The organism is uncultured Algibacter sp., assembly GCF_947487575.1.
In the GTDB taxonomy this organism is placed as follows: Bacteria; Bacteroidota; Bacteroidia; order Flavobacteriales; family Flavobacteriaceae; genus Algibacter_B.
Genome location: NZ_CANKXG010000013.1, coordinates 1 through 25,093, shown reverse-complemented (window position 1 = coordinate 25,093; position 25,093 = coordinate 1). Strand labels below are relative to the sequence as shown.

General features: G+C 31.6%; 20 protein-coding genes and 1 pseudogene. 5 read left to right on the top strand and 16 right to left on the bottom strand.

Translation table 11 applies throughout. The annotated features are described in order from the left end of the window. Positions 1–30: 30 nt before the first annotated feature. Genes Q0870_RS13815 through Q0870_RS13760 form a run of 12 tightly spaced genes read right to left on the bottom strand, consistent with a single transcriptional unit; the run spans position 31 to position 12,838 of the window. Complete coding sequence (locus Q0870_RS13815; protein WP_298556302.1) at positions 31–945, bottom strand: glycosyltransferase family 2 protein; 915 nt, start codon at positions 943–945, stop codon at positions 31–33. Beyond that, entirely contained in the window at positions 942–1,781 is an 840-nt protein-coding gene (locus tag Q0870_RS13810) for a glycosyltransferase family A protein (RefSeq protein ID WP_298556300.1), read from the bottom strand. Before Q0870_RS13810 ends, Q0870_RS13815 begins: the two co-directional genes overlap by 4 nt. Then, a complete protein-coding gene (locus Q0870_RS13805; RefSeq protein ID WP_298556298.1) occupies positions 1,778–2,764 on the bottom strand; it encodes a glycosyltransferase in 987 nt (328 codons plus the stop codon). The genes Q0870_RS13810 and Q0870_RS13805 overlap by 4 nt, the downstream gene beginning before the upstream one ends. A 2-nt stretch (positions 2,765–2,766) precedes the next feature. Beyond that, positions 2,767–3,969: a TDP-N-acetylfucosamine:lipid II N-acetylfucosaminyltransferase gene (locus Q0870_RS13800; RefSeq protein ID WP_298556295.1), complete on the bottom strand. Its 1,203-nt coding sequence runs from the start codon at positions 3,967–3,969 to the stop codon at positions 2,767–2,769. A gap of 8 nt (positions 3,970–3,977) precedes the next feature. Continuing rightward, complete coding sequence (locus Q0870_RS13795; protein WP_298556293.1) at positions 3,978–4,718, bottom strand: dTDP-4-amino-4,6-dideoxyglucose formyltransferase; 741 nt, start codon at positions 4,716–4,718, stop codon at positions 3,978–3,980. Continuing rightward, a complete protein-coding gene (locus Q0870_RS13790; protein WP_298556291.1) occupies positions 4,711–5,790 on the bottom strand; it encodes a DegT/DnrJ/EryC1/StrS family aminotransferase in 1,080 nt (359 codons plus the stop codon). The genes Q0870_RS13795 and Q0870_RS13790 overlap by 8 nt, the downstream gene beginning before the upstream one ends. A 7-nt stretch (positions 5,791–5,797) precedes the next feature. After that, positions 5,798–6,523 (bottom strand): class I SAM-dependent methyltransferase, encoded by a 726-nt coding sequence (locus tag Q0870_RS13785; protein WP_298556289.1) that lies wholly within the window; start codon positions 6,521–6,523, stop codon positions 5,798–5,800. Beyond that, complete coding sequence (locus Q0870_RS13780) at positions 6,516–7,769, bottom strand: ABC transporter ATP-binding protein (protein ID WP_298556287.1); 1,254 nt, start codon at positions 7,767–7,769, stop codon at positions 6,516–6,518. Before Q0870_RS13780 ends, Q0870_RS13785 begins: the two co-directional genes overlap by 8 nt. Then, on the bottom strand, positions 7,762–8,640 hold the full coding sequence (locus tag Q0870_RS13775) for a class I SAM-dependent methyltransferase (RefSeq protein ID WP_298556285.1): 879 nt from the start codon (positions 8,638–8,640) through the stop codon (positions 7,762–7,764). Before Q0870_RS13775 ends, Q0870_RS13780 begins: the two co-directional genes overlap by 8 nt. After that, positions 8,640–9,530, bottom strand: a complete 891-nt coding sequence (locus Q0870_RS13770) for an ABC transporter permease (RefSeq protein WP_298556283.1) — start codon at positions 9,528–9,530, stop codon at positions 8,640–8,642. The genes Q0870_RS13775 and Q0870_RS13770 overlap by 1 nt, the downstream gene beginning before the upstream one ends. Positions 9,531–9,559: 29 nt before the next feature. Further along, the gene (locus Q0870_RS13765; protein ID WP_298556281.1) at positions 9,560–12,031 is read right to left on the bottom strand and encodes a tyrosine-protein kinase; all 2,472 of its coding nucleotides are present in this window, start codon (positions 12,029–12,031) and stop codon (positions 9,560–9,562) included. A 15-nt stretch (positions 12,032–12,046) separates the two neighbouring features. Then, positions 12,047–12,838, bottom strand: a complete 792-nt coding sequence (locus tag Q0870_RS13760; protein WP_298556279.1) for a polysaccharide biosynthesis/export family protein — start codon at positions 12,836–12,838, stop codon at positions 12,047–12,049. 106 nt (positions 12,839–12,944) lie between these two features. Between Q0870_RS13760 and Q0870_RS13755 the strand changes: the two genes are divergently transcribed. Both Q0870_RS13755 and Q0870_RS13750 read left to right on the top strand, forming a co-directional pair. Beyond that, a complete protein-coding gene (locus Q0870_RS13755) occupies positions 12,945–14,813 on the top strand; it encodes an ABC-F family ATP-binding cassette domain-containing protein (RefSeq protein WP_298556277.1) in 1,869 nt (622 codons plus the stop codon). 26 nt (positions 14,814–14,839) lie between these two features. Then, positions 14,840–15,589, top strand: a complete 750-nt coding sequence (locus tag Q0870_RS13750) for a class I SAM-dependent methyltransferase (RefSeq protein ID WP_363317971.1) — start codon at positions 14,840–14,842, stop codon at positions 15,587–15,589. Between the two features lie 73 nt (positions 15,590–15,662). Here the strand turns inward: Q0870_RS13750 and Q0870_RS13745 are convergent, their stop codons facing one another. The 4 genes and pseudogenes from Q0870_RS13745 to Q0870_RS13730 form a co-directional block, all read right to left on the bottom strand. Continuing rightward, on the bottom strand, positions 15,663–16,283 hold the full coding sequence (locus Q0870_RS13745) for an OmpA family protein (RefSeq protein WP_298556273.1): 621 nt from the start codon (positions 16,281–16,283) through the stop codon (positions 15,663–15,665). Positions 16,284–16,346: 63 nt separating this feature from the next. After that, positions 16,347–16,421: pseudogene (locus tag Q0870_RS13740) on the bottom strand (hypothetical protein); the annotation flags it as partial. Between the two features lie 189 nt (positions 16,422–16,610). After that, entirely contained in the window at positions 16,611–17,780 is a 1,170-nt protein-coding gene (locus Q0870_RS13735) for a DUF5723 family protein (protein ID WP_298556271.1), read from the bottom strand. Between the two features lie 223 nt (positions 17,781–18,003). After that, positions 18,004–20,091, bottom strand: coding sequence for a DUF5723 family protein (locus Q0870_RS13730; protein ID WP_298556268.1), 2,088 nt, complete (start codon positions 20,089–20,091; stop codon positions 18,004–18,006). Between the two features lie 162 nt (positions 20,092–20,253). Between Q0870_RS13730 and Q0870_RS13725 the strand changes: the two genes are divergently transcribed. From Q0870_RS13725 to secA, 3 genes are all read left to right on the top strand, one after another. Next, the gene (locus Q0870_RS13725) at positions 20,254–20,826 is read left to right on the top strand and encodes a cob(I)yrinic acid a,c-diamide adenosyltransferase (protein WP_298556266.1); all 573 of its coding nucleotides are present in this window, start codon (positions 20,254–20,256) and stop codon (positions 20,824–20,826) included. 345 nt (positions 20,827–21,171) lie between these two features. Next, positions 21,172–21,393, top strand: a complete 222-nt coding sequence (locus Q0870_RS13720) for a DUF2795 domain-containing protein (protein ID WP_019387375.1) — start codon at positions 21,172–21,174, stop codon at positions 21,391–21,393. 145 nt (positions 21,394–21,538) lie between these two features. Continuing rightward, positions 21,539–24,895: a preprotein translocase subunit SecA gene (gene secA, locus Q0870_RS13715; protein WP_298556264.1), complete on the top strand. Its 3,357-nt coding sequence runs from the start codon at positions 21,539–21,541 to the stop codon at positions 24,893–24,895. The last annotated feature ends 198 nt before the right edge of the window (positions 24,896–25,093 follow it).

The following is a 25,093-nucleotide window of genomic DNA, read 5'->3' as shown; positions in this document are numbered from 1 at the left end:
GCTGTTTGTTTTGAAGTTATAGACATAACTTCAAATTTTTTTATAACGCTTCCAAATTGGGTACATCAAATATTTAAGTTTTATAAACAAACTGGTCTGTGTTTTAGTTTTGTCAAGTAATAATAATTTTTTTAATAATTTATAATCTCTAAGTATGATTGCCAAGCCTGTTAAATATTTTAATAAACTTTCAGACAATAAATCTTTATTGATCAAATTTTTAAATATTAAAAGTATAGCTTCTTTTTTTGATTGAATCCTTTTAGGGTTTCCCTTATAAAATTCTCCTGTATTAGATTCAGCATGTTTTCTTCCGTAAAATAAAGTTTTATTTATTGACACCCCTTTATATCCAGAAGAAAGGATTCTTGAATATAATTCCCACTCTTCTGCATACATTAAATGCTCAGTAAACCTATTCGATTCAAAACATTTTTTTTTCCACATTATGGCACAAGAATTTATTGGAAGTTCATTCTTAATGACAGCTTCTAAATTAGATACACCTATTTGAAATTTAGTATACGCTGTTGTTAAATCAAAATCATAATTAAAATCCTTAACGAATACTGCTCTAACATATCTACAAAAATCAAATTCTGAATTATTTAATTCTTTAACACAAAGCTCTAAATTTTGAGGGTGCACAATATCATCATCATCAAAAAAAATCACATAATCACCTTTAGCTTTGTCTAAGCCAAAATTCCTACTCCCTGGCAAACCCTTCTCATAATTATTAGACCTTTTAAAAAATTGAAATCTATTATCGGTTTTTAGAATTGGTGATATTATTTCTAAAGTATTATCTGTTCCTCCATCATCAATAATTAAACACTCCCAATTTGAATAGGTTTGATTTTGTATAGACTGCAAAGTTTCTGCAATATAATTGGCTCTGTTATAAGTTGCCATTATTATTGTGACCATTGAATTAGTTTTCATTTCAATAGCTTTTTAATAAACCTGAGTGGTTTTAATATTATACTACCTAACTTATAATCAATAGAATTTATTCTCTTTATTTCTAATCCTTTATTTTTAGCTACATTATTTAATAAGTGGGTAATAGTTTCTTCATAATTTTCAATATACAATGCTTTATGCTTTAAGAAAATATATTTCCTTATTTCTGTATCATAATTGTTAACTGCCACTTTTCTCATTGAAACGGCATGCTGGCGGTAGTAAAGTAAAACCTCAGGAATAACAAATACATTCCATTTTTGAGTTAGCCGAATATAAAATTCCCAATCTTCATAACCATTTTTCATTTCCTCATCATAACCGCCAATAATTTTCCAACATTTTTTTCTGAACATAGATGTCCCAATGGCTGAGTTTTTATAAAGAAAATTGGTAATATTTCCTCCTGCAGGTTTAAAAACATCAATAATAGTATTATCAATAAATCTATTACACCAATACGTTACTACCCCAATATTATCATCTTTATTAAATTCTGGAAGCGCCTTTGCGATTAAGGTCTCATTTATTTTATCATCCGAATCTAATAGTAATATATATTCACCTTTAGCCTGCTCAATACCTAGATTACGTGCGCTACTTAACCCGCCATTTTCTTTTTTAAAATATTTAAAGCGGCTGTCTTTTGCTAGCCATTCTTGGGCAACAGTCTCTGTATTATCGGTAGCCCCATCATTTACTATAATACATTCCCAATTATTATATGTTTGATTTAAAACAGATTGTAATGCTTCAGGCAAATATTCAGCCTGATTATAACAAGGAACAATTATTGAAATTAAATCATTATTCATGTTGGTAAGAGTTGAGATTTTATCCAAGTTCTTAATCTATATAAACCTATCCCTTTTATTTTGTATAACTTTTTGTCTAAAATAAAACTTTCAATTGCAACTAACCCTTTTTGATATAAATTATAAGTATTTGATTTATAAATTATTTTCAAAATAGCTTTAACTTCTTCCTTAAAAAGAATAAAATTTGGAAAGCCTTGAGAAAATAAAAACGTAGAAACAAAAGTTCTAAAATGCTTTTTCCGAGGATTAGAATCTGTTAAAGGTTGAATTTTATTAAAAAAAGGAACAAAACTATTCAATACTTTTTTTACGTGTAAGTCTCCTTTTGGATTATTAAGCCCAATACGATAATACGTGTCTATCTCATATAGCCTATCAAATTTAAACTTGTTTGATGCTAATATTCGAATATGAAAATCTACGTCTTGAAAACGCTGTAAATTCTCATCAAAATGAAATTCACTAATAATGCTTCGTTTCCACATTGGACTTAGAATGCACCAAGGTAAATTATAGCTTAAAAACTGTATTAGATAATCCTCGTTCGTAACATGTTCTGAGTCTTGATTAACAATCTCCTCTTTAGAGTTATTATTATTTAAATATGCTGTACTTGCAACAACAAAATCTAATTGCTTTTCTAATATTGTTTGCACTCGTTTTTCAAAACAAAATTTCGATAATAAATCGTCACTATCTAACCATTGTATAAAACTCCCTTTGCTTTTTTCAAAACCATAATTTCGGCATGAATTAGCTCCTTTTTCTTTATGACTTGGTCTTTGAAAATACTGAAAACGGCTGTCTTTTTTACTATACACATCAAGTATATTAATCGTACTATCCGTACTTCCGTCATCAACCGCAATACATTCCCAATTCGCATACGTTTGCGATAATACACTATCTAGTGTCTCAGCAATTGTATTCTCCCTATTGTAAGTAGGGATAATAATTGATATTAATGGCTCACTATTCACTACTAAAGATCCCGTTTTTTAGTTTTTGAAACTCGATATACAATTTCAAAAAGTTCTTTAATCTTATTCTGAACATTTTCAAGAGAATAAAGGCCTGTTAAAATCATTTGATTATTCTTAAATCCCTTTTTTGTCATGGGTTTATTAAGATTCTTGTCGTTTACATCATTCATGCTATGAATCTCCAAGTCAACAGATTTATAATATTTATATGCCACACTATTTTTATTAAAATATAATTTTGCTCCAACATAACCCATTGTAATAATATTGCCAACGGCTTGTTGTCTTATATGGTTAAATATAACATGCCCACAGCTTAATATTAATTTATTATATTTTTCCAAAGGCATAAAACTTAGAATTGGTTGAAAATTATCTCCTAATAATTTATTGCCATTTTTTATAACAAAATCAAGATATTCCTTACTACCGCCGTAACTAAGGGGTACTATTACTTTTCTATTTTTTAAGTCTATTCTAGATAGTTTTTCAAACACTTCTACATGATTGTTAGATGCACTAGCCGAATTACCTACAAGAATATTTTCTTTGCCTTGAACACTATTATTCATTTTATCTCCAATAGTGTGCTCTAAACAAACATAATTGAATGGAGCGTAAATTAATCTTGTATTTAACGAAGAAATAATTTCAAATTCTGTAGGTATTACCGGTACGAAAACATCTATTTCATGCACGGTTTTATAATAATTTGAATTATATATTTGAGAATAATTCTTAAAACGTTTATATAAATCAAACTTATATAAAAGCACTTCCTTTAATCGTTCTTTTGAGCTTTTCCTTTTATCAATAAAAGATAAGGTTTTCTTGCCGTATAATTTACGTTCTAAAGGTTTCCATTTATTATATAAATCATATCCCCAAACAAACCAAACCTTAACAACATCAGTACTTAAATAACGAGTTAATTTTTGTTTTTTTTTATCTAAAGCGTGAATGAAAATAATCTTTGAAACTGAATTATTAATTAGTTTTGAAAATTCTTCATAATGAGCATTTTCATCCAAACATATAGGCTCTACTTGATTAGACTTTACATATTTAAAAGATTCAATCCTTTTATTAGAAATGACATAATAGATTGATTTGTTTGGAAAAACACTTTCAAATAATGCAATAGCTGAATCTATAAATTTATCATCATCAAAAACATGAATTATTTGACGCTTTTTTTCCATAAAATAGTTTATTCTTCAAGTTCAAGTTCTATTTTAATAAATACTTTTTTACCCGTTGACTCATCTATATAGTAAGCATTCTTAAAATCACCATGTGTTAAGGCTCTTAACTTATTTATTAACTTTCTTGTTGTTAACATTTCGTCTAAATCAAGTTTACAGACCTCATTAAAATCCTTTTTTAAATAAAGTACACCTTCCTGTTCTGGTAAAAACGTAACATACTTATTTTCAATAATAGATCTTAGATTTTCTTCAATTAAAGTAATTTCAGCATTTACAATCTTATTATATAACTTTTCAGAAGTATCCAAATTACTTTTTTCAACCTTTAATCTAGCTATAATTGGCCCATGATCTAACAATTCATCAATTTCATGAATTGTTGCTCCAACTTCTAAATCATTAATTATAGCAAAAACTTGTGGGTACCACCCTCGATTTATTGGATTATACCCTGGATGAATATTAATACATTTTACTTGGCTGACCATTTCTTTTGGGAATAGTTGTTTGCAATGCAATGAAAACACCAAATCGTAATTTCCAATTATTTTGCCAACATCTGCTTCTTTTGTTAAATCATAAATCTTCAAGTCCTGAACAAACAACGATTTAAACTGCTTAAAATTGGAATATGGACTAATAGCAAAATGATATTCAATATCGAGGTTCAAAGCACTTATAATGGCCTCAAACTTATTGCATAAAAATATGTTATCACTAATTATTAATATTTTACTATACATTGGCATTAATTATATCTGTTATAATGTTAGCTTCAGATTCCTCTAAACCAGGATAAAGAGGTAAACATAGTACCAAAGCAGAAATTTTTTCACTTACAGGGCAGCTTTTATAGGTCAAATATGGCAATTTGTTTAATGAGGGAAAAAAATATCTTCTGGGATAAATATTTCTTTTTTCAAGTTCAAGCCTAACCTTTAGTAATTGTGATTCAGTTTTAAAAATTACGGGATAATAACTATGATTCCAGTCGGTTCCTTCACGTATTTTCAATAATTCTATTCTAGAATTTTTAAGTTTGGAATTGTATAAATTCGTTAATACTTCTCTTTCTTTAAAAATTAATTGCAAATAAGGCAACATTGCAAGCCCCATAGCAGCTTGAGGTTCACTCATCTTAGCATTGATACCCAAACCATGAAATTCCTCTTCTCCGTTATGACCAAAATTATGATAATTAAACATATCGTCATAATACTTGTTTTTACAAAATATAGCTCCACCTTCTCCTGTATGAAATATTTTCGTAGCATGAAAACTGCATGTACTTACGTCACCAAAATTAAATATGGATTTTCCTTTATAACGAACACCAAAACTATGTGCAGCATCATAAATAACTTTCAACTGATGTTTCTTAGCTATTCTTTCAATTTCCAAGACGTTACAGGGGTTACCATAAACATGAGTTGCCAAAATTGCTGATGTGTTTTTAGTAATTGCGGCTTCAATTTTAGTCTCATCTATTGTGAAATATTCAGGATCAATATCTACGAAAACTGGAGTGCACCCCTGCCAAACAATACTCGAAGTAGTTGCTACATAACTAAAAGGTGTTGTAATAATTTCTCCTGTTAAATTTAGTGCTTTAATAGCAATTTGTAATGGTAAAGTCCCGTTAGTTGTTGCTATTAAATTAGAGACCTCTAAAAAAGTTTTAAGGCTATTTTCTAATTCCTCTACTAAAACCCCACGATTAGTTATCCAATTTTTGTCCCATGCCCGACTTAAAATGGATTGATATTCATCCTGAGGAGGAAGAAACGTCTTAGTTACCCTTATTTTATTTTTCAATTTAATTTTATTTAATCGCTTTAGCAACACACCAAATACCAGTAATCATTTGACTTTCAGTAAATTTAGTTTTATTCATTTTTTTATCTTTTTTATGCAAAAAAGAAACTACTGGCTTTAGCAAAATCGATGACCACTTTCTTTTTCTACCTGATAAAGCTCTTCTTGAATACAAGGCTAGCATACTAGCCAAACTAGCATGCCACCCTCCAAGCGCTTCCATTTTTATAATTTCAAAACCTGCTTCCTTAAGCAAACGCTTTAATGCAAAAGGGGTGTATCGATATTCATCATACGGGACATCATGTAAATTCCATAAAAAAGGCACTGTTAAAAACAAATTCCCGTCTTTTTTTAAAACTCTATGTATTTCTTTTAAAACTATTACTGGTTCTGGAACATGCTCTAATACTTCGATTAAAATAGAACAATCAAAACTATTATTTGTGCTTGGCAAAACTTTTCCATCCCAAAATATATCCGGTTTTATTTTGTCCTGATAAACATCATTTTTTATATCTACTCCTGTATATGTACTAATATTCCCTAAATCAAAAATCAAATTCTTATATGGCATTTCACCGCAACCAATATCCAACAAATCACCGAAAAAATATTGTCTACAAATCTCTGTAATTACCTCTACTTTTTTTGCTAATGGAAAATATGTATCAATATTATTTGTACTTAATTTTAAATTCCTGTAATCCTTCATAATACCTTCGTTAATCAAATTGCCATTTTAACTGAGGCCTAATCTGACCTATAATATTTCCATACCAATCGATATTACGTTTCATAACTTCCTTTGCTTCCCATAACAAAACATCTTCGATATCTAAAATGGCCTTTGAATTTCTCACAAAAAGAATTCGAACACTATATAGCGAATTATTTAAAAAATTTTCAGGCAATATCAATCTTGTTTTATGCACACCCTTTTCAATGTTTATAACAGGTGATATAGAATTGAAAATTGGAACATTATCTGAAGTACTTAAAACTAGGCTAAGGTTGAAATTTTCAATAGCATCAGCCAATACATATTCAAATTCAATATACGTAGGACAAGAAATATCATATTCATTCTCAGAAATAACAAATGCAGATAATAATTTAATATTCTCTCCAGAGGGAATATCTTCATTATTTTCATCCCATTTTTTACCTGTATCTTGATTCTGAGAATGCTTATCTAAATAAAACGAAACTGCCTTATCCACAGTTCCTTCAAAAGCTATTTTCCCATGTTCTAGAACAATGGCTCTGGTACACAAACTTTTTACCGCGGCCATATTATGACTAACAAACAGCACCGTACGTCCTTCTCCTTTTGAGATATCTTGCATTTTACCAACTGCTTTCTTTTGAAACTCTGCATCACCTACAGCCAATACCTCATCAATTACCAAAATATCTGGCTCTAGGTGAGCTGCAACAGCAAATGCCAAACGAACGCGCATACCAGAAGAATAGCGTTTTACTGGTGTATCAACATAGCGCTGACATCCACTAAATTCAATAATTTCATTTTCCTTTTGTTGAATTTCCTTTTTAGTCATTCCTAAAATGGCACCATTAAGATAAATATTTTCACGACCAGTCATTTCTGGATGAAAACCAGTGCCTACTTCAAGTAATGACGCAATCCGCCCCCTAGTTTTTATTTCGCCTGTGGTAGGACTAGTAACTCTAGAAAGTATTTTTAAAAGAGTCGATTTACCCGCACCATTTTTACCAATAATTCCTAAAACTTCACCTTGATTGACTTCAAAATTAATATCCTGTAATGCCCAAACATAATCACTTTTCCCGGTAGTACTTCTGTCATTGGCCTCACCAATTTTTAAAAAAGGGTCTTCTTTTCCTCTTACCTTATACCACCAACGGGTTAAATCATGGCTTAAGGTGCCAGAACTAACAAGGCCTAAGCGATATTGTTTAGAAATATTTGTAGCCTTTAAAATAACATCAGACATCCCCTATTACTTTTGGTGTTTTATAAATTATTGTTTGGCTTCTCGCTCCAAAATATTGTATAAATTTTGGCATATACTTTTCTAGCCTTAAAGCCACTCTTCTATATTTTCTTAGGGTTTTTGTTGAAAACGGTAAAATGCGATAAAAACGTTCAAATACGCCTAGGGGAATAATCTCTACATTACTAAAAAATTGTTGCCCTAAACTTTTAAAATGCTTCGAACTATTATCGCGATGTGGATGTGGATCTAAATCTTCCCATTTTTTAAAGGCTCTTGGGTTGAATAATTTAGAAGGTCTATCATCCATTGGTACTGCCCAACGCAAAGTATCTAAAAACGTACTGTTTATTGCAGGTTCAAAAAAACGAACTTCTCCATCTGGTTTTAAAACCTGACTAATTTTCTTAACAACTTCTAGTTCATGCTCAAGTGTTAAATGATGTAAAAAAGCTTTACCAATAACCATATCTAATGATTGTTTTGACAAATCATGACCAGTAAAATCTCCTTTTAAAAATGTTATATCATATTCAAATTTGTAATTTAAATTTAAAGCTTCAATAATATCACCACTATAATCAGAAATATCATTAGCAACAACCTGAGCTCCTAAAGCAGCTAAAACAGCAACATTAGCACAATTACCGCAACCCAACTCCATTATTTTTTTTCCTTTAACAGTATCTTTAAAATTATTGATATACATACCTACCCAACTAATATCTGTTGTGGTAGCATCCTTTAAGAATGCATCAAGATTATTTAAGGTTTTTATTAGCCCACTTACATTGACACTTTTATACTTATTATCATAAAAATCTCTGTTCTTATTTATATTTGAAATGCTTTCGCTCTGTATTTCTTTCATTATACCGTATCTATAAAACTCTTTTCTGTTTTATTAAAAATAATCAACCCCATTAAAAATAATAACAAACTAACTGCAACTACATAAATGAGCTTTGAAAAAGAAAAATCACCTACACCTAAAGTAATAAACCTAAAGGCTTCAATAATTATTGTTATAGGGTTATATTCTATTAAAACTCCTGCTATTTTAGGAATACTTCCATCAGCTACCTTCTCTTTTATTAAATCTAGCGGATACATAATTGCTGAAGCATACATTAATAATTGTACCCCAAATGTTACCAAATAAGATAAATCTCTATATTTTGTAGTCATTGAAGAAATAATCATACCTAATCCCAAACCAATTAGCCCCATAAAAAAAACAAGTAACGGTAATAAAAATAATTCATTTTGTATGGATACTTGAGTTGCTTGATTAGTGAAAAATATAAAATAGATATAGAAACATACAAATACCAACAACTGAATTCCAAATTTAATAAGATTTGAAACCACCACCGATATGGGCATTATAACTCTTGGAAAATATACTTTTCCAAAAATATTTTGGTTTTTCCTGAATGTATCACTTGTTCCTATTAAACATTCTTTAAAATAGTTCCACAACGTGATACCAGCTAGATTAAATAAAAATGATGGAATACCATCTCCCGTAGAAATGTTAGCAATATTATTAAATACTAGAGTGAAAATCACAGACGTAAATAAAGGCTGTATAAAATACCATAACGGTCCCAATATAGTTTGTTTATATAATGTAACCACGTTTCGTTTTACAAACAGAAACATTAAATCCTTATACCTCCAAATTTCTTTAAAATTGAAGTCTATAAGCTTCTGTTTTGGAGAAATAGTATAGAGCCAATTTTCGTTTTTAGTATTCAAAGTATTATATAGCTAATTATTATATTTTTTTAAGTTTTTCCTATTTTAAAAAATGATTTAATAGTAGAAAGGAATGATTTTTTATACGAGCCATCATCATTATATCCGTTACCATAACTACCATAACCATAACCATAGCCATAGCCATAGCCATAGCCATAGCCATATTTTCCTTTTTGATTGTAGCCATTATAAACAAAACTTAAATTTGCAATCTCTCCTTTACCGTATTTATTATTAATTAAGCTGAGCATACCTTTTTTTGTATAATCTTGTCTAACAACATAAACTGTAGCATCAGCATATTCTGTGAGCTCTAAAGCATCAGCAACAAGACCAATAGGTGGGGTATCTAATACAATAAAATCATAAGATTGTTTTAAATAACTTATCAAATCATCCATTTTATCACTCATCAATAATTCTGATGGATTTGGAGGTATTGGACCCGAAGTTATAACATCTAAATTAGGCACTTTAGTTTGCTGAACTACTGCATTAAAATCTTGTTGACCTATTAAATAATTAACAACACCAATATCATTTTTAATTTCAAAATCTCCAAATATTTTTGGTTTTCTTAAATCTAAACCTACTAAAGCTGTTTTTTTTCCACTCATAGCGAAAACCGTAGCAATATTAATAGAACAAAACGTTTTCCCCTCTCCACTAACTGATGAAGTAACCATAACTGTTTTTGAACCTTCTAGATTGTGTTTTTTATAAAAATATTGTAGGCTCGATCGTATGGCTCGAAATCCCTCGGCTATTGTTGACTTTGGTTTTAAATGCACAACCATATTATTTTCCAAATTGTTTTTCCCTACGACACCTAACAATGGAATGCTCGATAAGTTTTCTAACACTTGAGGGTTATGTATTTTATTATCTAAAAATGTGAGCAAAAAAGCTAATAGTAAAGGAGGCAAAAGCCCACCAATAACAGCGAATAAATATCTTGAGCTCAATTTTAAATCTATTGGTGTTGCTCCCGTATCTTTTGCTGGGTCTATTATTACAATGTCTGAAACACTTGCCGATTTTATAATATCTGCTTCACCACGTTTTGCCAAAAAGACGTTATATGTTTTTTCGCTAAGTGCATATTGTCTTTCTATATCAAATAATTTTTGTTGGGCTTTGGGAAGCTTTCTAATTTTGGCATCTTCAATAGCTATTTTGTTATTTATTAGCTGTTGTTCCCTTTTTAACTCGTTATTCGCAGAATTAATATTCTCGATAAGAACCATTTTCAACCCTTCAATTTCCCTATTTAAGTCTGCAAATATCGTGGCATCTTTTCTAACTGTTGCTCCATATTTAGACTTTTGTACGGATAAAGCATTTATTCTAGATACATTAGTAAGTATATTCCCTTCATCAATTCCTGAAACTGAAGGAGCAGGAACATCGGTAAATGAATTACTCGTTTTCAAATAAGTATCTAAACTATTGTAATACGCTAGCTTTCTATTTATATCATCTTTTTCTGTTTCAAGCGATGTTAATTTACCATTAATAGCAACACTTTCGCTTGTTAAATCAAATATTCTATTTTTCTGTTTGTAGTTATTTAAAGAATCTGCATTCAGAGTTAATTGTGATTTCACTCTGTCTAATTGGTTATCAATAAATTCTATGGTATTGGTTACAAATTGATTCTTTCTATTTAGTTGATCTTCACTTAAAACAGAAACAGTTTCATTCAGGTAATCGACAATTTTAGCCTTATTAACATCAACGAGGCTTAAATTTAGTGTTGGTGAATTTCTAGGGTTATCAATAACTAATCCATTTCTGTACTTTGCTGATACAGCATCAAAATCATTAAATTGAATATAGTATTCGTCATTTATTTCTGCAACACGATCTTCTGCCAAATAAATAACGCCATTTACGTAAGGAAGTCTTATGGTATCTCCTAAAGTAAATTGTTTCTGAAATTCTCCTACAGGAACATCTAGATTAAATCTTTTCTTACTATCAAAATTTTGTGTTCTTGCTAAACTAGACTCAAAATTTATTGAAAGCTGGAATCTGTTATTTTCAAGAAATGTAATTCTAATCGGGTTATTTAATAACTGATTTGAATTAGGAGTTAAATTTATTCGTATTGGAGATGCTTTATAAATATCATCTTTTCTAAATCTGGCTTGTTTTAAGTAAGTAATATAAAATTGAAGATTATCAACTACTTTTTCATGAATAGATCTCGACCGTAAGGATGTAATAATAGTTTGTACTTTTCCTGAAACACCTCCCCAATTAAACGTTAAACTAGTTGTTGATGTGAATAAAGGATTAGATTCTTCTTCTATTGAAATCTGCGTACTTAACCTATACGATTGCTGCTTTCTAATATTTTGCTGGTAAACAATAAATACTCCTACGCCAATAAATAATATAAATAATTTCCAATAACTTAAAACCCTAATTACAAATGCTTTAATATCAAATGAAGGTTGCGATTGTGACTCTGCAATATCGAATTCTTCTTCCATAATTTAGTCAAATATTTAAAGGTTCCGTGTTAAAAAATATGTAGAAACTAACACAGATAAAATTGAAGCTATAGTAGTTATGTTTTGTATTGCCGTTTGTCCAGCCCCTAAAGCTTTTCGTTTTAATGGTTTAACTAAAATAATATCATTAGGTTGTATAAAATAAAACGGTGATTGCATAGCTTTAATATCTGTTAAATCTATATGATGGATTTTTTGTCCATTTGGATATTGTCTAACCACCAAAACATCTTTTCTATCACCAGTTTGAGCAATATCACCTGCATTTGCTAATGCTTCAATAATATTTACGCGGTCTTGAAATAAAGTATAAACGCCTGTACCTGACACTTCACCTGTAACAGTATATTTCAATCCAGCAAGTTTTACAGTTACAAAAATTTCGGCCGTTTCCTTAAAATAATCTTTTAAAAGGGCATTTTTAACTTTAGTCTTTATTTCAGCAATAGTAAAACCTAAAACATTGATTTTTCCTAAAATTGGGAATTCAATATTACCGTGTAAATCAACTGTAAAACCACTAAAATATAACTCCCCATTAGTAGTAGATGTTTTTGTACCTTCAATAGGGTTAAATATACCAACAAGTTCAGGATCTAAGGCCTTTACATTAATACTCAAAATATCATTAACTTGAACCTTGTAAGGCTTTGGTAGTTCTGTTAACACTTGTTCGTTACCGCTTCCATCGCCTTTATCTTGTAAGTAAACAACATCCCTATTAGTTATACATGAGGTACAAAATACACTTATAACTAAAAAAATGACAAGTAAATAACTCTTCATATTGAGGCTAATTGATTTCTCACAAATATAAGTTTTAGCAGTGAAGAATAAAACTTATGACGTATTTTTTGGTTTTTTGTCCGTTATTTGCAAAAAATATTTGCTCTTGAATTATTTAACAGTAGAAAACATATCAAAGTCTTACGGTGAACTCACACTTTTTGAAAACATTTCTTTTAGTGTTCACAAAGACCAAAAAATAGCTTTTGTAGCTAAAAACGGCACCGGCAAAACCTCTATTTTAAATATTCTGTCTGGTGATGATATTGCAGATACAGGAGACGTTATTTACAGAAAAGACATTAAGGCATCCTTCTTATCCCAAGACCCAAAATTTGACAATGCATTAACTATTGAAGAAACCATTTTTGCAAGTGACAACCCCATACTAAAAATTATTTCGAATTACGAGAAAGCACTTTTAAATCCTGAAGACACTGAAACCTACCAAACGGCCTTTGATGCTATGGAACGCCACCAAGCTTGGGATTTTGAAACTCTTTACAAACAAATACTTTTCAAACTAAAACTTGAAGATTTAAATCAAAAAGTAAGCGTGCTTTCTGGCGGACAAAAAAAACGATTAGCCTTAGCCAATGCGCTTATAAATAAACCTGATTTATTAATTTTAGATGAGCCTACAAACCATTTAGATTTAGAAATGATTGAATGGTTAGAAGCGTTTTTTGCCAAAGAAAACATTACGCTTTTTATGGTAACCCACGATCGCTATTTTTTAGAACGTGTTTGTAATGAGATTATTGAATTAGATGAAGGCCAACTTTATAGTTACAAAGGCAACTACTCGTATTATCTAGAAAAACGTGAAGCAAGAATTGAACGTGAAGCTGTTGAAACAGGGAAAGCTAAACAACTTTTTAAGAAAGAATTAGCATGGATGCGTCGTCAACCTAAAGCAAGAACAACTAAATCCAAATCTAGAATCGATGATTTTGCAGATATCAAGCACCGTGCACATCAACGCAGAAACGACCACGAAGTCCAGTTAGAACTTAATATGGAACGTTTAGGAAGTAAGATTCTAGAGTTCCACAAAGTATCTAAAGCGTTTAAAGATAAAACTATGCTTGATGCGTTCGAATACACCTTCAAAAAAGGGGAACGCATAGGCATCATTGGCAAAAATGGAACCGGAAAAACAACTTTCTTAAATATCTTAACGCAAACTGACAAACCAGATTCAGGTAAAGTTATAAAAGGAGATACTGTAAAATTTGGCTATTACACTCAAAATGGCATCACTATAAAACCTGAACAAAAGGTTATTGATGTTATTCGAGAATTTGGTGATTATATTCCATTAAAAAAAGGAAAACAAATTAGTGCGCAACAACTTTTAGAACGCTTTTTATTTAGTAGAAAGAAGCAATACGATTTTGTTGAAAAACTAAGTGGTGGCGAACGTAAACGCTTGTATCTATGTACGGTTTTAATACAAAATCCTAATTTTTTAATTCTTGATGAGCCTACAAACGATTTAGATATTGTAACGCTTAATGTATTAGAAAGCTTCCTTTTAGATTTCCCTGGTTGCATTATAGTTGTAACGCACGATCGTTATTTTATGGATAAGGTTATTGACCATTTATTTGTTTTTAAAGGTGAAGGCATTATTGAAGATTTTCCAGGAAATTATTCTGATTATAGAATTTACGAAGATAGCCAACCAGTAATTTCAAACACAACCGATACAGAAGACAAAAAAGAGAAACAATCTTGGAAACAAAATGAAGCTTCTAAGCTATCTTTTAACGAAGAAAAAGAACTAAGAAATATTGAAAGTAAATTGAATTCTTTGACTTTTGATAAAAAACAATTAGAGAGCAAATTTAATAATCCTGATCTAACTCAAGATGATATTAATAAACTCTCGGACAAGCTTCAGGGAATTATTGATACTATTGAAACAAAGGAAGAACGGTGGTTTGAATTGTCTTCAAAACTAGAAGAGTAATCATGTTTTATCAATTTACTCAATACATGAAATTCCTTCTTAAATCAACCAATCAACATGGCGTACATTCGCCTTTTGTGTATGATTTAGTGACTAAATGTTTTTATGATAAAACACATTTTGAGGCTTATAGCACGATTTTAAAGTATAGAAAATCTCTACTAAAAAACAAGTCTAAAATTAAGGTAACCGATTTAGGGGCAGGCTCTCTAATCATGAAACAACAAGAACGTTTAGTTTCCAATATTGCAAAAAATGCTGGTACAGCAAATAAAAGAGCTAAACTGATTTATAGAATTACAAATTATCTTAAACCCGAAAATATTTTAGAATTAGGTACTTCGTTGGGTATTTCGACCCATGCGATGAGTTTAGGACATACCGAAGCCAATATTACTTCAATTGAAGGTTGCCATAAAACTTCAGATTTTTTTAAAGCTCAATTAAAAAAACTTAAAGCAAAAAATATTTCTTTGATTACGGGGAATTTTAATGATGAAGTTGAAAAACTTAACTCAAATAATTACGACCTTATATTCTTTGATGGTAATCATCAAAAAGAAGCAACTTTAAAGTATTTTGAAACACTGCTAGAAACCGTAAACAATAATTCTGTTTTTATTTTTGATGATATTTATTGGTCTGAAGGTATGACTGAGGCATGGGAAACCATAAAAGCCCACTCCAAAGTTACGGTAACAATCGACACCTTTTTCTGGGGTTTTGCTTTCTTCAGAAAAGAACAAGTCAAGGAACATTTTAATATTAGAATTTAAACTTGATTAACAAAGAATCCCAGAGTTATTATACTCTGGGATTCTATATTTTAATCAAAAAAAACAGTTTTGGCTACTTAACTAAATTAATCTCAACACGTCTATTTTTAGATTGTCCTGCTTTTGTAGAGTTTGTTGCAATTGGCTTACTTTCACCATAACCTTTTGAGGTTAATCTATTAGAAGCTACACCTCTTTCAATCAAGAAAGTCATTACAGAACTTGCTCTAGCTTCTGATAAATTCTTATTTAAAACACTACTACCAATACTATCAGTATGTCCTTCTATAGAGAACTTTGCTGAAGGATATTCTTTTAAAATACCAACAATTTCATTTAAAACAGTATTAGACTCTTTTTTTACAGAAGATTTTCCTGAGTTAAACAAAATTGTCTTCGCATAACTATTTAAGATTTTTTGAACCTCTTTAGTAACTACTGGCTCTATCACTACAGCTTCTTCAACTTCAGGACAACCATTATTAGCAACCGTACCTACAACATCAATACATTCGTCATCCTTATCTAAAACACCATCTGCATCAGCATCAGGCCAAGGACAACCATTATTTTCTTCTGGACCAGCAGCTTCTGGGCACGCGTCAACATTATCCAAAATAGAATCCCCATCTTTATCACCCCATGGGCAACCTCTGTTTTCTTCTGGTCCTGCTTCTTCCGGACACTCATCCACATTATCTAAAATAGTATCTTCATCTTTATCACCCCACGGGCAACCATTATTTTCTATTGGACCAGCTTCTTTAGGACATCCGTCTAATTTATCAATAACGCCATCATCATCTTTATCTTTTGGTTTTCTTTGATATATAGGTATTTTTAAACCTGCATAAGCATCCGCACCTTTAGAATTATCACTTGTAAGAGCAGATAAAACAGACCCAGACCCAATATATAATATCCCCGCTCTTAAACCTAAACCTGCTTGGAAACCACTGTTTTCAACTATACTAACAGGTAAGTAAAAACTAAAAGATTTACTTTCAAATCGTGGTGTTAATTACACTACATTTGAAATACGACTGGCATTTTCCTTATCTTTAGAAACAAGAGAAAAGTCTGTATTTAAATTAATATAAAATCTTTTATTAAAGCTCCAATCTGCATTTAAATGTACTGCCATTGGTAAAGCTGCTGTGTATCCAGTTTCAGAACCAGTTTGGGTATATAAAGTATTTAAAACGTCATCAATATCTTCTGCATTTTCAATGTCCTCTTCACTAATACCTGTATTAGCAATATTAAATGTTTCTTGAACACCATTTTTATAATTTATGCTTCCAATATCAGTAATAGAAAGTCCAACTTTTAATTTGTATTTATTTTCATGTTTATGAACATAAGATGTACCATCAGCATTTGTAGTTTTATAATCGGCATGATTTGGTCTCCATTCATATACAACCCCTAAATCAACTCCGAAACCAGTAGCTTCTGGTAAATCATAATCGTAATTATCATTATCGAAATCATCAAAACGCCCGTATGTAATCTCTCCAGTTGAATTAATACTTCCTGTGGTTTCTCCACCTCCAAGGTTGGTGCCATCTGCATCATAATTTACATTAACATTTCTACCATAGGCATAACCACTGCCAATTCCTTGTAAATACTTTAATGATAATCCACCCTTTAAAAAGTGTTGCTGCTTATCCATAAATACTCTAGCATAGGTTAAACCCACTTCTGCCCAAGCTTGTCCAAAAGCATTAAAATCGCCTTCGTTTACTATAAAATCTTCTGTTTCATCATCATCAATTGCATCAATTGTGTTTCCATTAACTTCATTAATATTTACTACAGACCTTGCCCTAGTAAAAATAGCAATAGAACTTTTTGCGTTTAGGTTAAACATAAAAGAGGGCCCTAAAACATCTTGATAAAGACCAATATTATTATCGCTGCTTGGAGATTTTGTTGCATTCAAATCAAAATCATAATCAGATTTAATAGCGTCCAATACGTTTACGCCATAATAATCATTTCCTCCAAACACACTAACACCAACTAAATTGATATCAGTTTTAAAACGAGAATCTGTAATATTTGCTGGGTTGGAAATAACACTATTTACACCACTGTAGTTATCAGTAAGAAATCCGATATAAGACTGTGCTTTCACACAAAAAGAACTTACAACAAACACTACCGCCAAAGTAATTTTTTTCATAATTTTAGTTTAGGTTAAAATATATTTTATCGACAAAAGTAATAATTTTATCGACAAAACGCATATTACCATGTGTTTTATCACGAAAAAATAACGTAAACAACTAATAATAAGAGTATTAGATTGTGATTTTTTTAAAATATAAAATATTGATAGTTACTAATTTGTAAATGAATTAATATAAAAATCTCAGCGTGTTAATAAACATAAGTTGAGACAACTTTTATTTAACTAGGTTAATTTCTACCCTTCTGTTTTTAGCTCTGCCGTGCTTATACATATTAGTCGCAATTGGTCTTCTCTCCCCATATCCTATGGCAGACAATCTACTTGCATCTATTCCGTTTTTAACCAAATAATCTTTAACGGCATTAGCTCTTTTCTCAGATAGTATTTTGTTCAACTTATAACTACCAATACTATCAGTATGTCCCTCAATAGTAAATGAAGCATTAGGGTATACTTTTAAAACGGCTATAATATCTAACAACACTTTATCAGACTCCTTGCTTAAAGAAGATGTTCCATAATTAAACAGTATAACTTTAGCATAATCATTTAAAGTTTTTTGAAGTTTTTGTAATACTTCTTCAGGGCAGCCATTATTAGCCACTGTACCTTTTTGATCAATACAATCATCATTTTTATCTAATACACCATCCTCGTCGGTATCTTTATATGGGCACCCATTATTTTCTTCTGGACCAAATAAATCAGGACAAGCATCTACATTATCTAAAATTAAATCGCCATCTTTATCTCCCCATGGACACCCCTTGTTATCTTCTGGACCTGCTTCCTGTGGACATTCATCAACATTATCTAATACACCATCTTCATCGGTATCTGGCCAAGGGCAGCCATTATTTTCAACTGACCCATGTATTTCTGGGCAATCATCCAGTTTATCAATAATACCGTCACCATCTTTATCCTTAGGAACATTATGGTAAATAGGTACTTTCATCCCTGCATAAACATCTGCTCCTCGGTTATTATCACTTGTAAAGGCAGAAATCAGAGATCCAGAACCAACATACAATGGTCCCGCTCTGAAGCCTGCACCCATTCTAAAACCATTATTTTCAATAACACTTAAAGGCAAATAAAAACTAAACCATTTGCTTTCATAACGAGGTGTTAATGACACTACATTCGACACTCTGTTTGCCGTTATTCTACTTTCAGACATCAATGAAAAATCTGTATTTAAATTTAAATACATTTTACCATTTATATTCCAATCAACATTTACATGAAGTGCTGCAGGTAAATCAATTTTATAACCTGTTGCAGTATTAGCTCTTGTAAAATAAGTATTTAGAAAATCTCCTATATCATCGGTTCCATCAAAATTATCTTCATTCAAATCGGAAATCGCCATATTAAAAGCTTCTTTTTTACCGTCTTTATAATCTACAAAACCTATATCTGTAACAGATATTCCTATTTTTAATTTGTATTCATTTTTATGGTTGAAATTATTATTAGTAGAATCATTAACTTTATAATCACCATAACTTGGCCTCCACTCATAAACTACACCAAGGTCAACGCCAAAGCCACTAGCATTATCAGGTGTTTCATAATCATAATTATCATTATCAAAATCAGCAAAACGTGCATAAGTTAAATTTCCGCTAGTTGATATACTACCTGTTGTTTCTCCACCACCAAGGTCTGTACCGTCATCATCATAATCAACTACAATCTCTTTTCCTAAGGTAAAAACGCTTCCTAAACCTTTTAAATATTTTAAAGTTAAACCTCCACTTATACTGTGTTGCTCTTTATCTAAAACCGTTCTTGCATAAGTAACACCAAATTCCGCCCAAGAGTGAGCTAATATGTTGAAATAAGACTCTTCAAAATTATAATCGTATGTTGTATCATCATCTATCGAGGCTATTGTGGTACCATTAAGCTCATTTGCATTAACAAAAGCTCTAGCTCTTGTAAAGATTGCCAAAGTGCTTTTTTTATTAATATTAAACATAAATGAAGGCCCCAAAGCATCGACATTTATAAATCCGCTATTTGCATCCTTAGGGTGTTTTTTTGACTCCAAATCGAAATTATAACCATCTTTTGTCGCATCTAATATATTTATTCCAAAATAATCATTGCTTCCAAAAACACTGACTCCACCAAGGTTTATATCAATTTTAAAAGGAGAATTGGTAATATTTGCTGGGTTAGAAATAACGCCGTGAACCCCACTGTAATTATCTGAAAGAAACCCAATATGTGATTGTGCTTCAGTAATTAATGAAAATGTAATTACGAGTAGTAGTAATATGAATTTTTTCATAATAAGAGAGTTGTTGTTATAGCTATAACAAATTTAATTTTTTCAATCCATAAATTACTTACAAATTAACAGGATAAATCTTAATTTACAAAGAAGATATTAACAACTTTTATTGATTTTATAGGCTTTGTAAAACTCTTAAAAATACTATAACTTCGTGATATGAAGATTTACACTAAAACAGGAGACAAAGGTACCACAGCATTATTTGGTGGAACACGAGTACCAAAACACCATATAAGAATTGAAAGCTACGGAACTGTTGATGAATTAAACTCGCATTTGGGGTTAATTCGTGATCAGGATATTAATTTGCATTACCAAAAATTGTTGATGACTATTCAAGACAAACTCTTTACTGTTGGGGCTATTTTGGCAACTGATCCTGAAAAGGCGATTTTAAAAAATGGTAAGGAACGTTTAAATATTGAAAAAATTTCTACTGAAGATATTAAGCTTTTAGAGCAGGAAATGGATACCATGAACGGCGCTTTACCACCAATGACGCATTTTGTATTGCCTGGTGGACATCAAACGGTGTCATTCTGTCACATAGCACGTTGTGTGTGCCGTAGAGCGGAACGTTTAGCCTCTGCACTTAATGATTTAGAACCTTTTGAGGCAAATGCTTTAACGTACTTAAACCGTCTTTCTGACTATCTTTTTGTATTGGCACGAAAGTTGTCATCTGATTTGCAAGCAAATGAAGTTAAGTGGATTCCTGAGAAAAAGTAAAAAGCTTGAAGACAGAAGTTTGAAGTTAAAAAGTATGCAAAAAACAAAAACTGTTGACTGTATACTGATGACTGCAGACTTGCCCGCGTTAGGGATTGAAGTGGATAGCCCACAGCCCGACGTAGGAGGTGCGAGGACTTGGAACGTAAAGCCCGACCCTTGTGGTAACGCCAAAATTTTATTAATAAAGAGTGATTTTGCTTAATTATTATTAACCCGCAGGAATAATTTGTAGGTGTTTAGAGTACAAAAGAATACGTTCTTATAATTATTGATTAAATAATTCATTTTTTTCTTGTGTGTTTAAACTAAAAAATTATTTTTGCAGAAATTAAACACTAAGAAATGTATTGGACATTAGAATTGGCATCGTATTTAAGTGATGCACCTTGGCCAGCGACAAAGGACGAATTGATAGATTACGCTATTAGAACAGGAGCACCTTTAGAGGTTGTTGAAAATTTACAATCTATTGAGGATGAAGGAGACTCTTATGACTCTATTGAAGAAATCTGGTCTGATTACCCTACCGACGAGGATTACCTCTGGAATGAAGATGAATATTAATAAAGCATAAAGAATATTTAAAAAAGTCTCGATTTGAGGCTTTTTTTTTTGTTCTAAAATGTATCTTTGAATGTCTTTTAAAAGACAATATTAGTAACAACGAAAACCTAGGGTAATCCTAGATAAAATATATAAAATTACACTCATGAGTTTTTTAAATTCTGTATTAAAAATATTTGTTGGCGATAAGGCCAAACAAGACGTTAAAGCTATATCTCCATATGTTGATAAAATCAAAGCTTTTGAATCTGCACTAGAAGCTTTATCTCATGATGAATTAAGAGCTAAAACTGCTGAGTTTAAAGCAAAAATTGCTGAAGCTAATGCGGATGTTGATAAGCAAATGGCTGATTTAACAGAAAAAGCTGAAACTACTGAAGATATTGATAAACGTGAAGAAATTTACGAACAAATTGACCGCTTAAAAGATGAGGCTTACAAAATTACCGAAGATGTTTTAGATGCTATTTTACCTGAAGCTTTTGCTGTAGTTAAAGAAACTGCTAAACGTTTTGTAAATAACACCTCTATTACTGTAACTGCAAATGAATTTGACAGAAGTGTTTCTGGTGAAAAAGATTATGTAGTTTTGGATGGCGATAAAGCGGTTTGGGCAAACTCTTGGGATGCTGCGGGAAAACCAATTACTTGGGACATGATACATTATGATGTGCAGTTAATTGGTGGTGTAGCGATGCACCAAGGTAAAATTGCCGAAATGCAAACGGGTGAAGGTAAAACCTTAGTGGCTACACTACCTGTTTATTTAAATGCTTTGGCAGGAAAAGGTGTGCATTTAGTAACGGTAAATGATTACTTAGCAAAACGTGATAGCGCATGGATGGCGCCTATTTTTCAGTTCCACGGTATGAGTGTGGATTGTATTGATTACCACCAACCAAACTCTGAAGCAAGAAGAAAAGCCTATAATGCAGATATTACTTATGGTACCAATAACGAGTTTGGTTTTGATTATTTGCGCGATAATATGGCGCACTCAATAGACGATTTAGTACAGCGTCCGCACCATTTTGGTATTATTGATGAAGTCGATTCTGTATTAGTTGATGATGCGCGTACACCGTTGATTATCTCTGGGCCTATTCCAAAAGGTGACCGCCATGAATTTACAGAATTAAAACCTAAAGTTGACGATATTGTTTCTGTACAGCGTAAATATTTAACTGGAGTTTTAGCCGAGGCTAAAAAATTAATAAAAGACGGTGACACTAAAGAAGGTGGTTTTCAGTTGTTACGTGTTTACAGAGGTATTCCTAAAAACAAAGCACTTATTAAGTTTTTATCTGAAGAAGGTGTTAAACAACTACTTCAAAAAACTGAGAATTTTTATATGCAAGACAATAACCGCGAAATGCCAAAGGTTGATGCGGAATTGTACTATGTTATTGAAGAGAAAAATAATCAAGTTGAATTAACGGATAAAGGTGTAGAATACATTTCTGGAAAGGATAATCCAGATTTTTTCATCTTACCAGAAATTGGCCTTGAGGTTGATAAAATTGAAAAACAAGGCCTTTCGGCTGAAGAAGAAGCGACGCTTAAAGAAGAATTATTTAAAGAATTTGGAGTAAAATCTGAGCGTATCCATACGCTAAGCCAATTACTAAAAGCTTATGCTTTATTTGAAAAAGACACACAGTATGTGGTAATGGAGAATAAAGTAATGATTGTTGATGAGCAAACGGGGCGTATTATGGATGGCCGTCGTTATTCTGATGGATTACACCAAGCGATTGAAGCGAAAGAAAATGTAAAAATTGAAGACGCCACTCAAACTTTTGCAACTGTAACATTACAAAATTACTTTAGAATGTACCGTAAGCTGTCTGGTATGACAGGTACGGCATTAACAGAAGCTGGCGAGTTCTGGGAAATCTACAAATTAGATGTTCTTGAAACACCTACCAACCGCCCTATTGCTCGTGATGATAGAGAGGATTTGGTTTATAAAACAAAACGTGAAAAATATAATGCTGTAATAGAAGAGGTTACCAAACTATCTCAAGCAGGTCGTCCGGTTTTAATTGGTACAACATCGGTTGAAATATCTGAATTACTTGGTAAAATGTTGAGTATTCGTAAAATACCGCACAACGTATTAAATGCAAAACAGCATAAACGTGAAGCTGATATTGTTGCTGAAGCTGGTAATGCAGGACAAGTAACTATTGCCACCAATATGGCAGGTCGTGGTACGGATATTAAATTATCTGACGAAGTTAAAGCCGCTGGTGGATTAGCCATTGTAGGTACCGAGCGTCATGATTCGCGTCGTGTAGACAGGCAGTTACGTGGTCGTGCTGGTCGTCAAGGAGATCCAGGAAGTTCACAATTTTACGTGTCTCTTGAAGACAACTTGATGCGTTTATTTGGTTCTGAGCGTATTGCTAAAATGATGGATAAAATGGGATTGAAAGAAGGCGAAGTAATTCAGCATTCTATGATTTCAAAATCTATTGAGCGTGCGCAGAAAAAAGTTGAAGAAAATCAGTTTGGTGTTCGTAAGCGATTATTAGAATATGATGATGTTATGAATGCCCAACGTGAGGTGGTTTACAAGCGTCGTTACAACGCCTTAAACGGAGAACGTTTACGTGTCGATTTAGCAAACATGATTTTCGACACTTCGGAAGGCATTGCTGAAACTAATAAAGGTGCTAACGATTTTAAAAACTTTGAGTTTGAATTGATTCGTTATTTCTCAATGAGCTCTCCAATTACTGAAGATGAATTTGAAAAATTATCGGCTCAAGAGATTACATCAAAAATATACAAAGCCGCTTTTGAACATTACAGAGAAAAAATGGCGCGTAACGCAGATATTGCTTTCCCAGTAATTAAAAATGTATATGAAAATCAGCGCGATAAATTCAAGCGTATTGTTGTACCTTTTACTGATGGTGTTAAGAGTTTGAATGTGGTTACTGACCTTGAAAAGGCTTATGAAACTCAAGGTAAGCAATTAATTAACGATTTTGAAAAGAACATTACATTAGCGATTATTGATGATGCTTGGAAAACACATTTACGTAAAATGGATGAGTTAAAGCAATCGGTGCAATTGGCTGTTCATGAGCAAAAGGATCCTTTATTGATTTATAAATTTGAGTCTTTTGAGTTATTTAAAGCGATGATTGATGAAGTGAATAAAGATGTTATTTCATTCTTATTTAAAGGTGAATTGCCTCAAGAAACACAAGACACCATCCAAGAAGCTAGAGCTAGAAAGCAAGAAAAGCTTAACGTACAAAAAGACGAAATTCCTAATTTAGATGAGCGTTCTGCACAAAATAGAGCTGCAGGAAATACACAACGCCAACAAGAAGTGGTGGAAACCATTGTACGTGATAAACCAAAAATTGGACGTAACGACCGTGTGACTATTAAGCACGTTATGAATGGTGAAAACAAAACTTTAAAGTACAAACAAGCCGAACCTTTAATTGCTAAAGGGGAATGGGTGTTGATTGAGGAAGCTTAAAAGAATCAGTCATTACGAGAAGTTTCGATAATAACCTAATAGAGTGATAATCTCATGACTTAAAAACTAAGGTCAATTTAAACAGATTTTCACATTACGAAAAAGTTTGATTCTCAATGAGTGTCTAGTCCTAAATAGTCGATACAGATTATTAAAGGATTAAATTTATTAATTAAAACTGAACAATCATATGATTGT

Excerpts from the sequence above, each read along its gene's own strand:
- Q0870_RS13815 (WP_298556302.1), bottom strand. The coding sequence starts at position 945 with ATGAAAACTAATTCAATGGTCACAATAATAATGGCAACTTATAACAGA.
- Q0870_RS13780 (WP_298556287.1), bottom strand. The coding sequence starts at position 7,769 with ATGTCTGATGTTATTTTAAAGGCTACAAATATTTCTAAACAATATCGC.
- Q0870_RS13730 (WP_298556268.1), bottom strand. The coding sequence starts at position 20,091 with ATGAAAAAATTCATATTACTACTACTCGTAATTACATTTTCATTAATT.
- Q0870_RS13725 (WP_298556266.1), top strand. The coding sequence starts at position 20,254 with ATGAAGATTTACACTAAAACAGGAGACAAAGGTACCACAGCATTATTT.
- Q0870_RS13720 (WP_019387375.1), top strand. The coding sequence starts at position 21,172 with ATGTATTGGACATTAGAATTGGCATCGTATTTAAGTGATGCACCTTGG.
- Q0870_RS13750 (WP_363317971.1), top strand. The coding sequence starts at position 14,840 with ATGAAATTCCTTCTTAAATCAACCAATCAACATGGCGTACATTCGCCT.
- secA (WP_298556264.1), top strand. The coding sequence starts at position 21,539 with ATGAGTTTTTTAAATTCTGTATTAAAAATATTTGTTGGCGATAAGGCC.
- Q0870_RS13795 (WP_298556293.1), bottom strand. The coding sequence starts at position 4,718 with ATGTATAGTAAAATATTAATAATTAGTGATAACATATTTTTATGCAAT.
- Q0870_RS13800 (WP_298556295.1), bottom strand. The coding sequence starts at position 3,969 with ATGGAAAAAAAGCGTCAAATAATTCATGTTTTTGATGATGATAAATTT.
- Q0870_RS13775 (WP_298556285.1), bottom strand. The coding sequence starts at position 8,640 with ATGAAAGAAATACAGAGCGAAAGCATTTCAAATATAAATAAGAACAGA.
- Q0870_RS13765 (WP_298556281.1), bottom strand. The coding sequence starts at position 12,031 with ATGGAAGAAGAATTCGATATTGCAGAGTCACAATCGCAACCTTCATTT.
- Q0870_RS13810 (WP_298556300.1), bottom strand. The coding sequence starts at position 1,781 with ATGAATAATGATTTAATTTCAATAATTGTTCCTTGTTATAATCAGGCT.
- Q0870_RS13760 (WP_298556279.1), bottom strand. The coding sequence starts at position 12,838 with ATGAAGAGTTATTTACTTGTCATTTTTTTAGTTATAAGTGTATTTTGT.
- Q0870_RS13735 (WP_298556271.1), bottom strand. The coding sequence starts at position 17,780 with ATGAAAAAAATTACTTTGGCGGTAGTGTTTGTTGTAAGTTCTTTTTGT.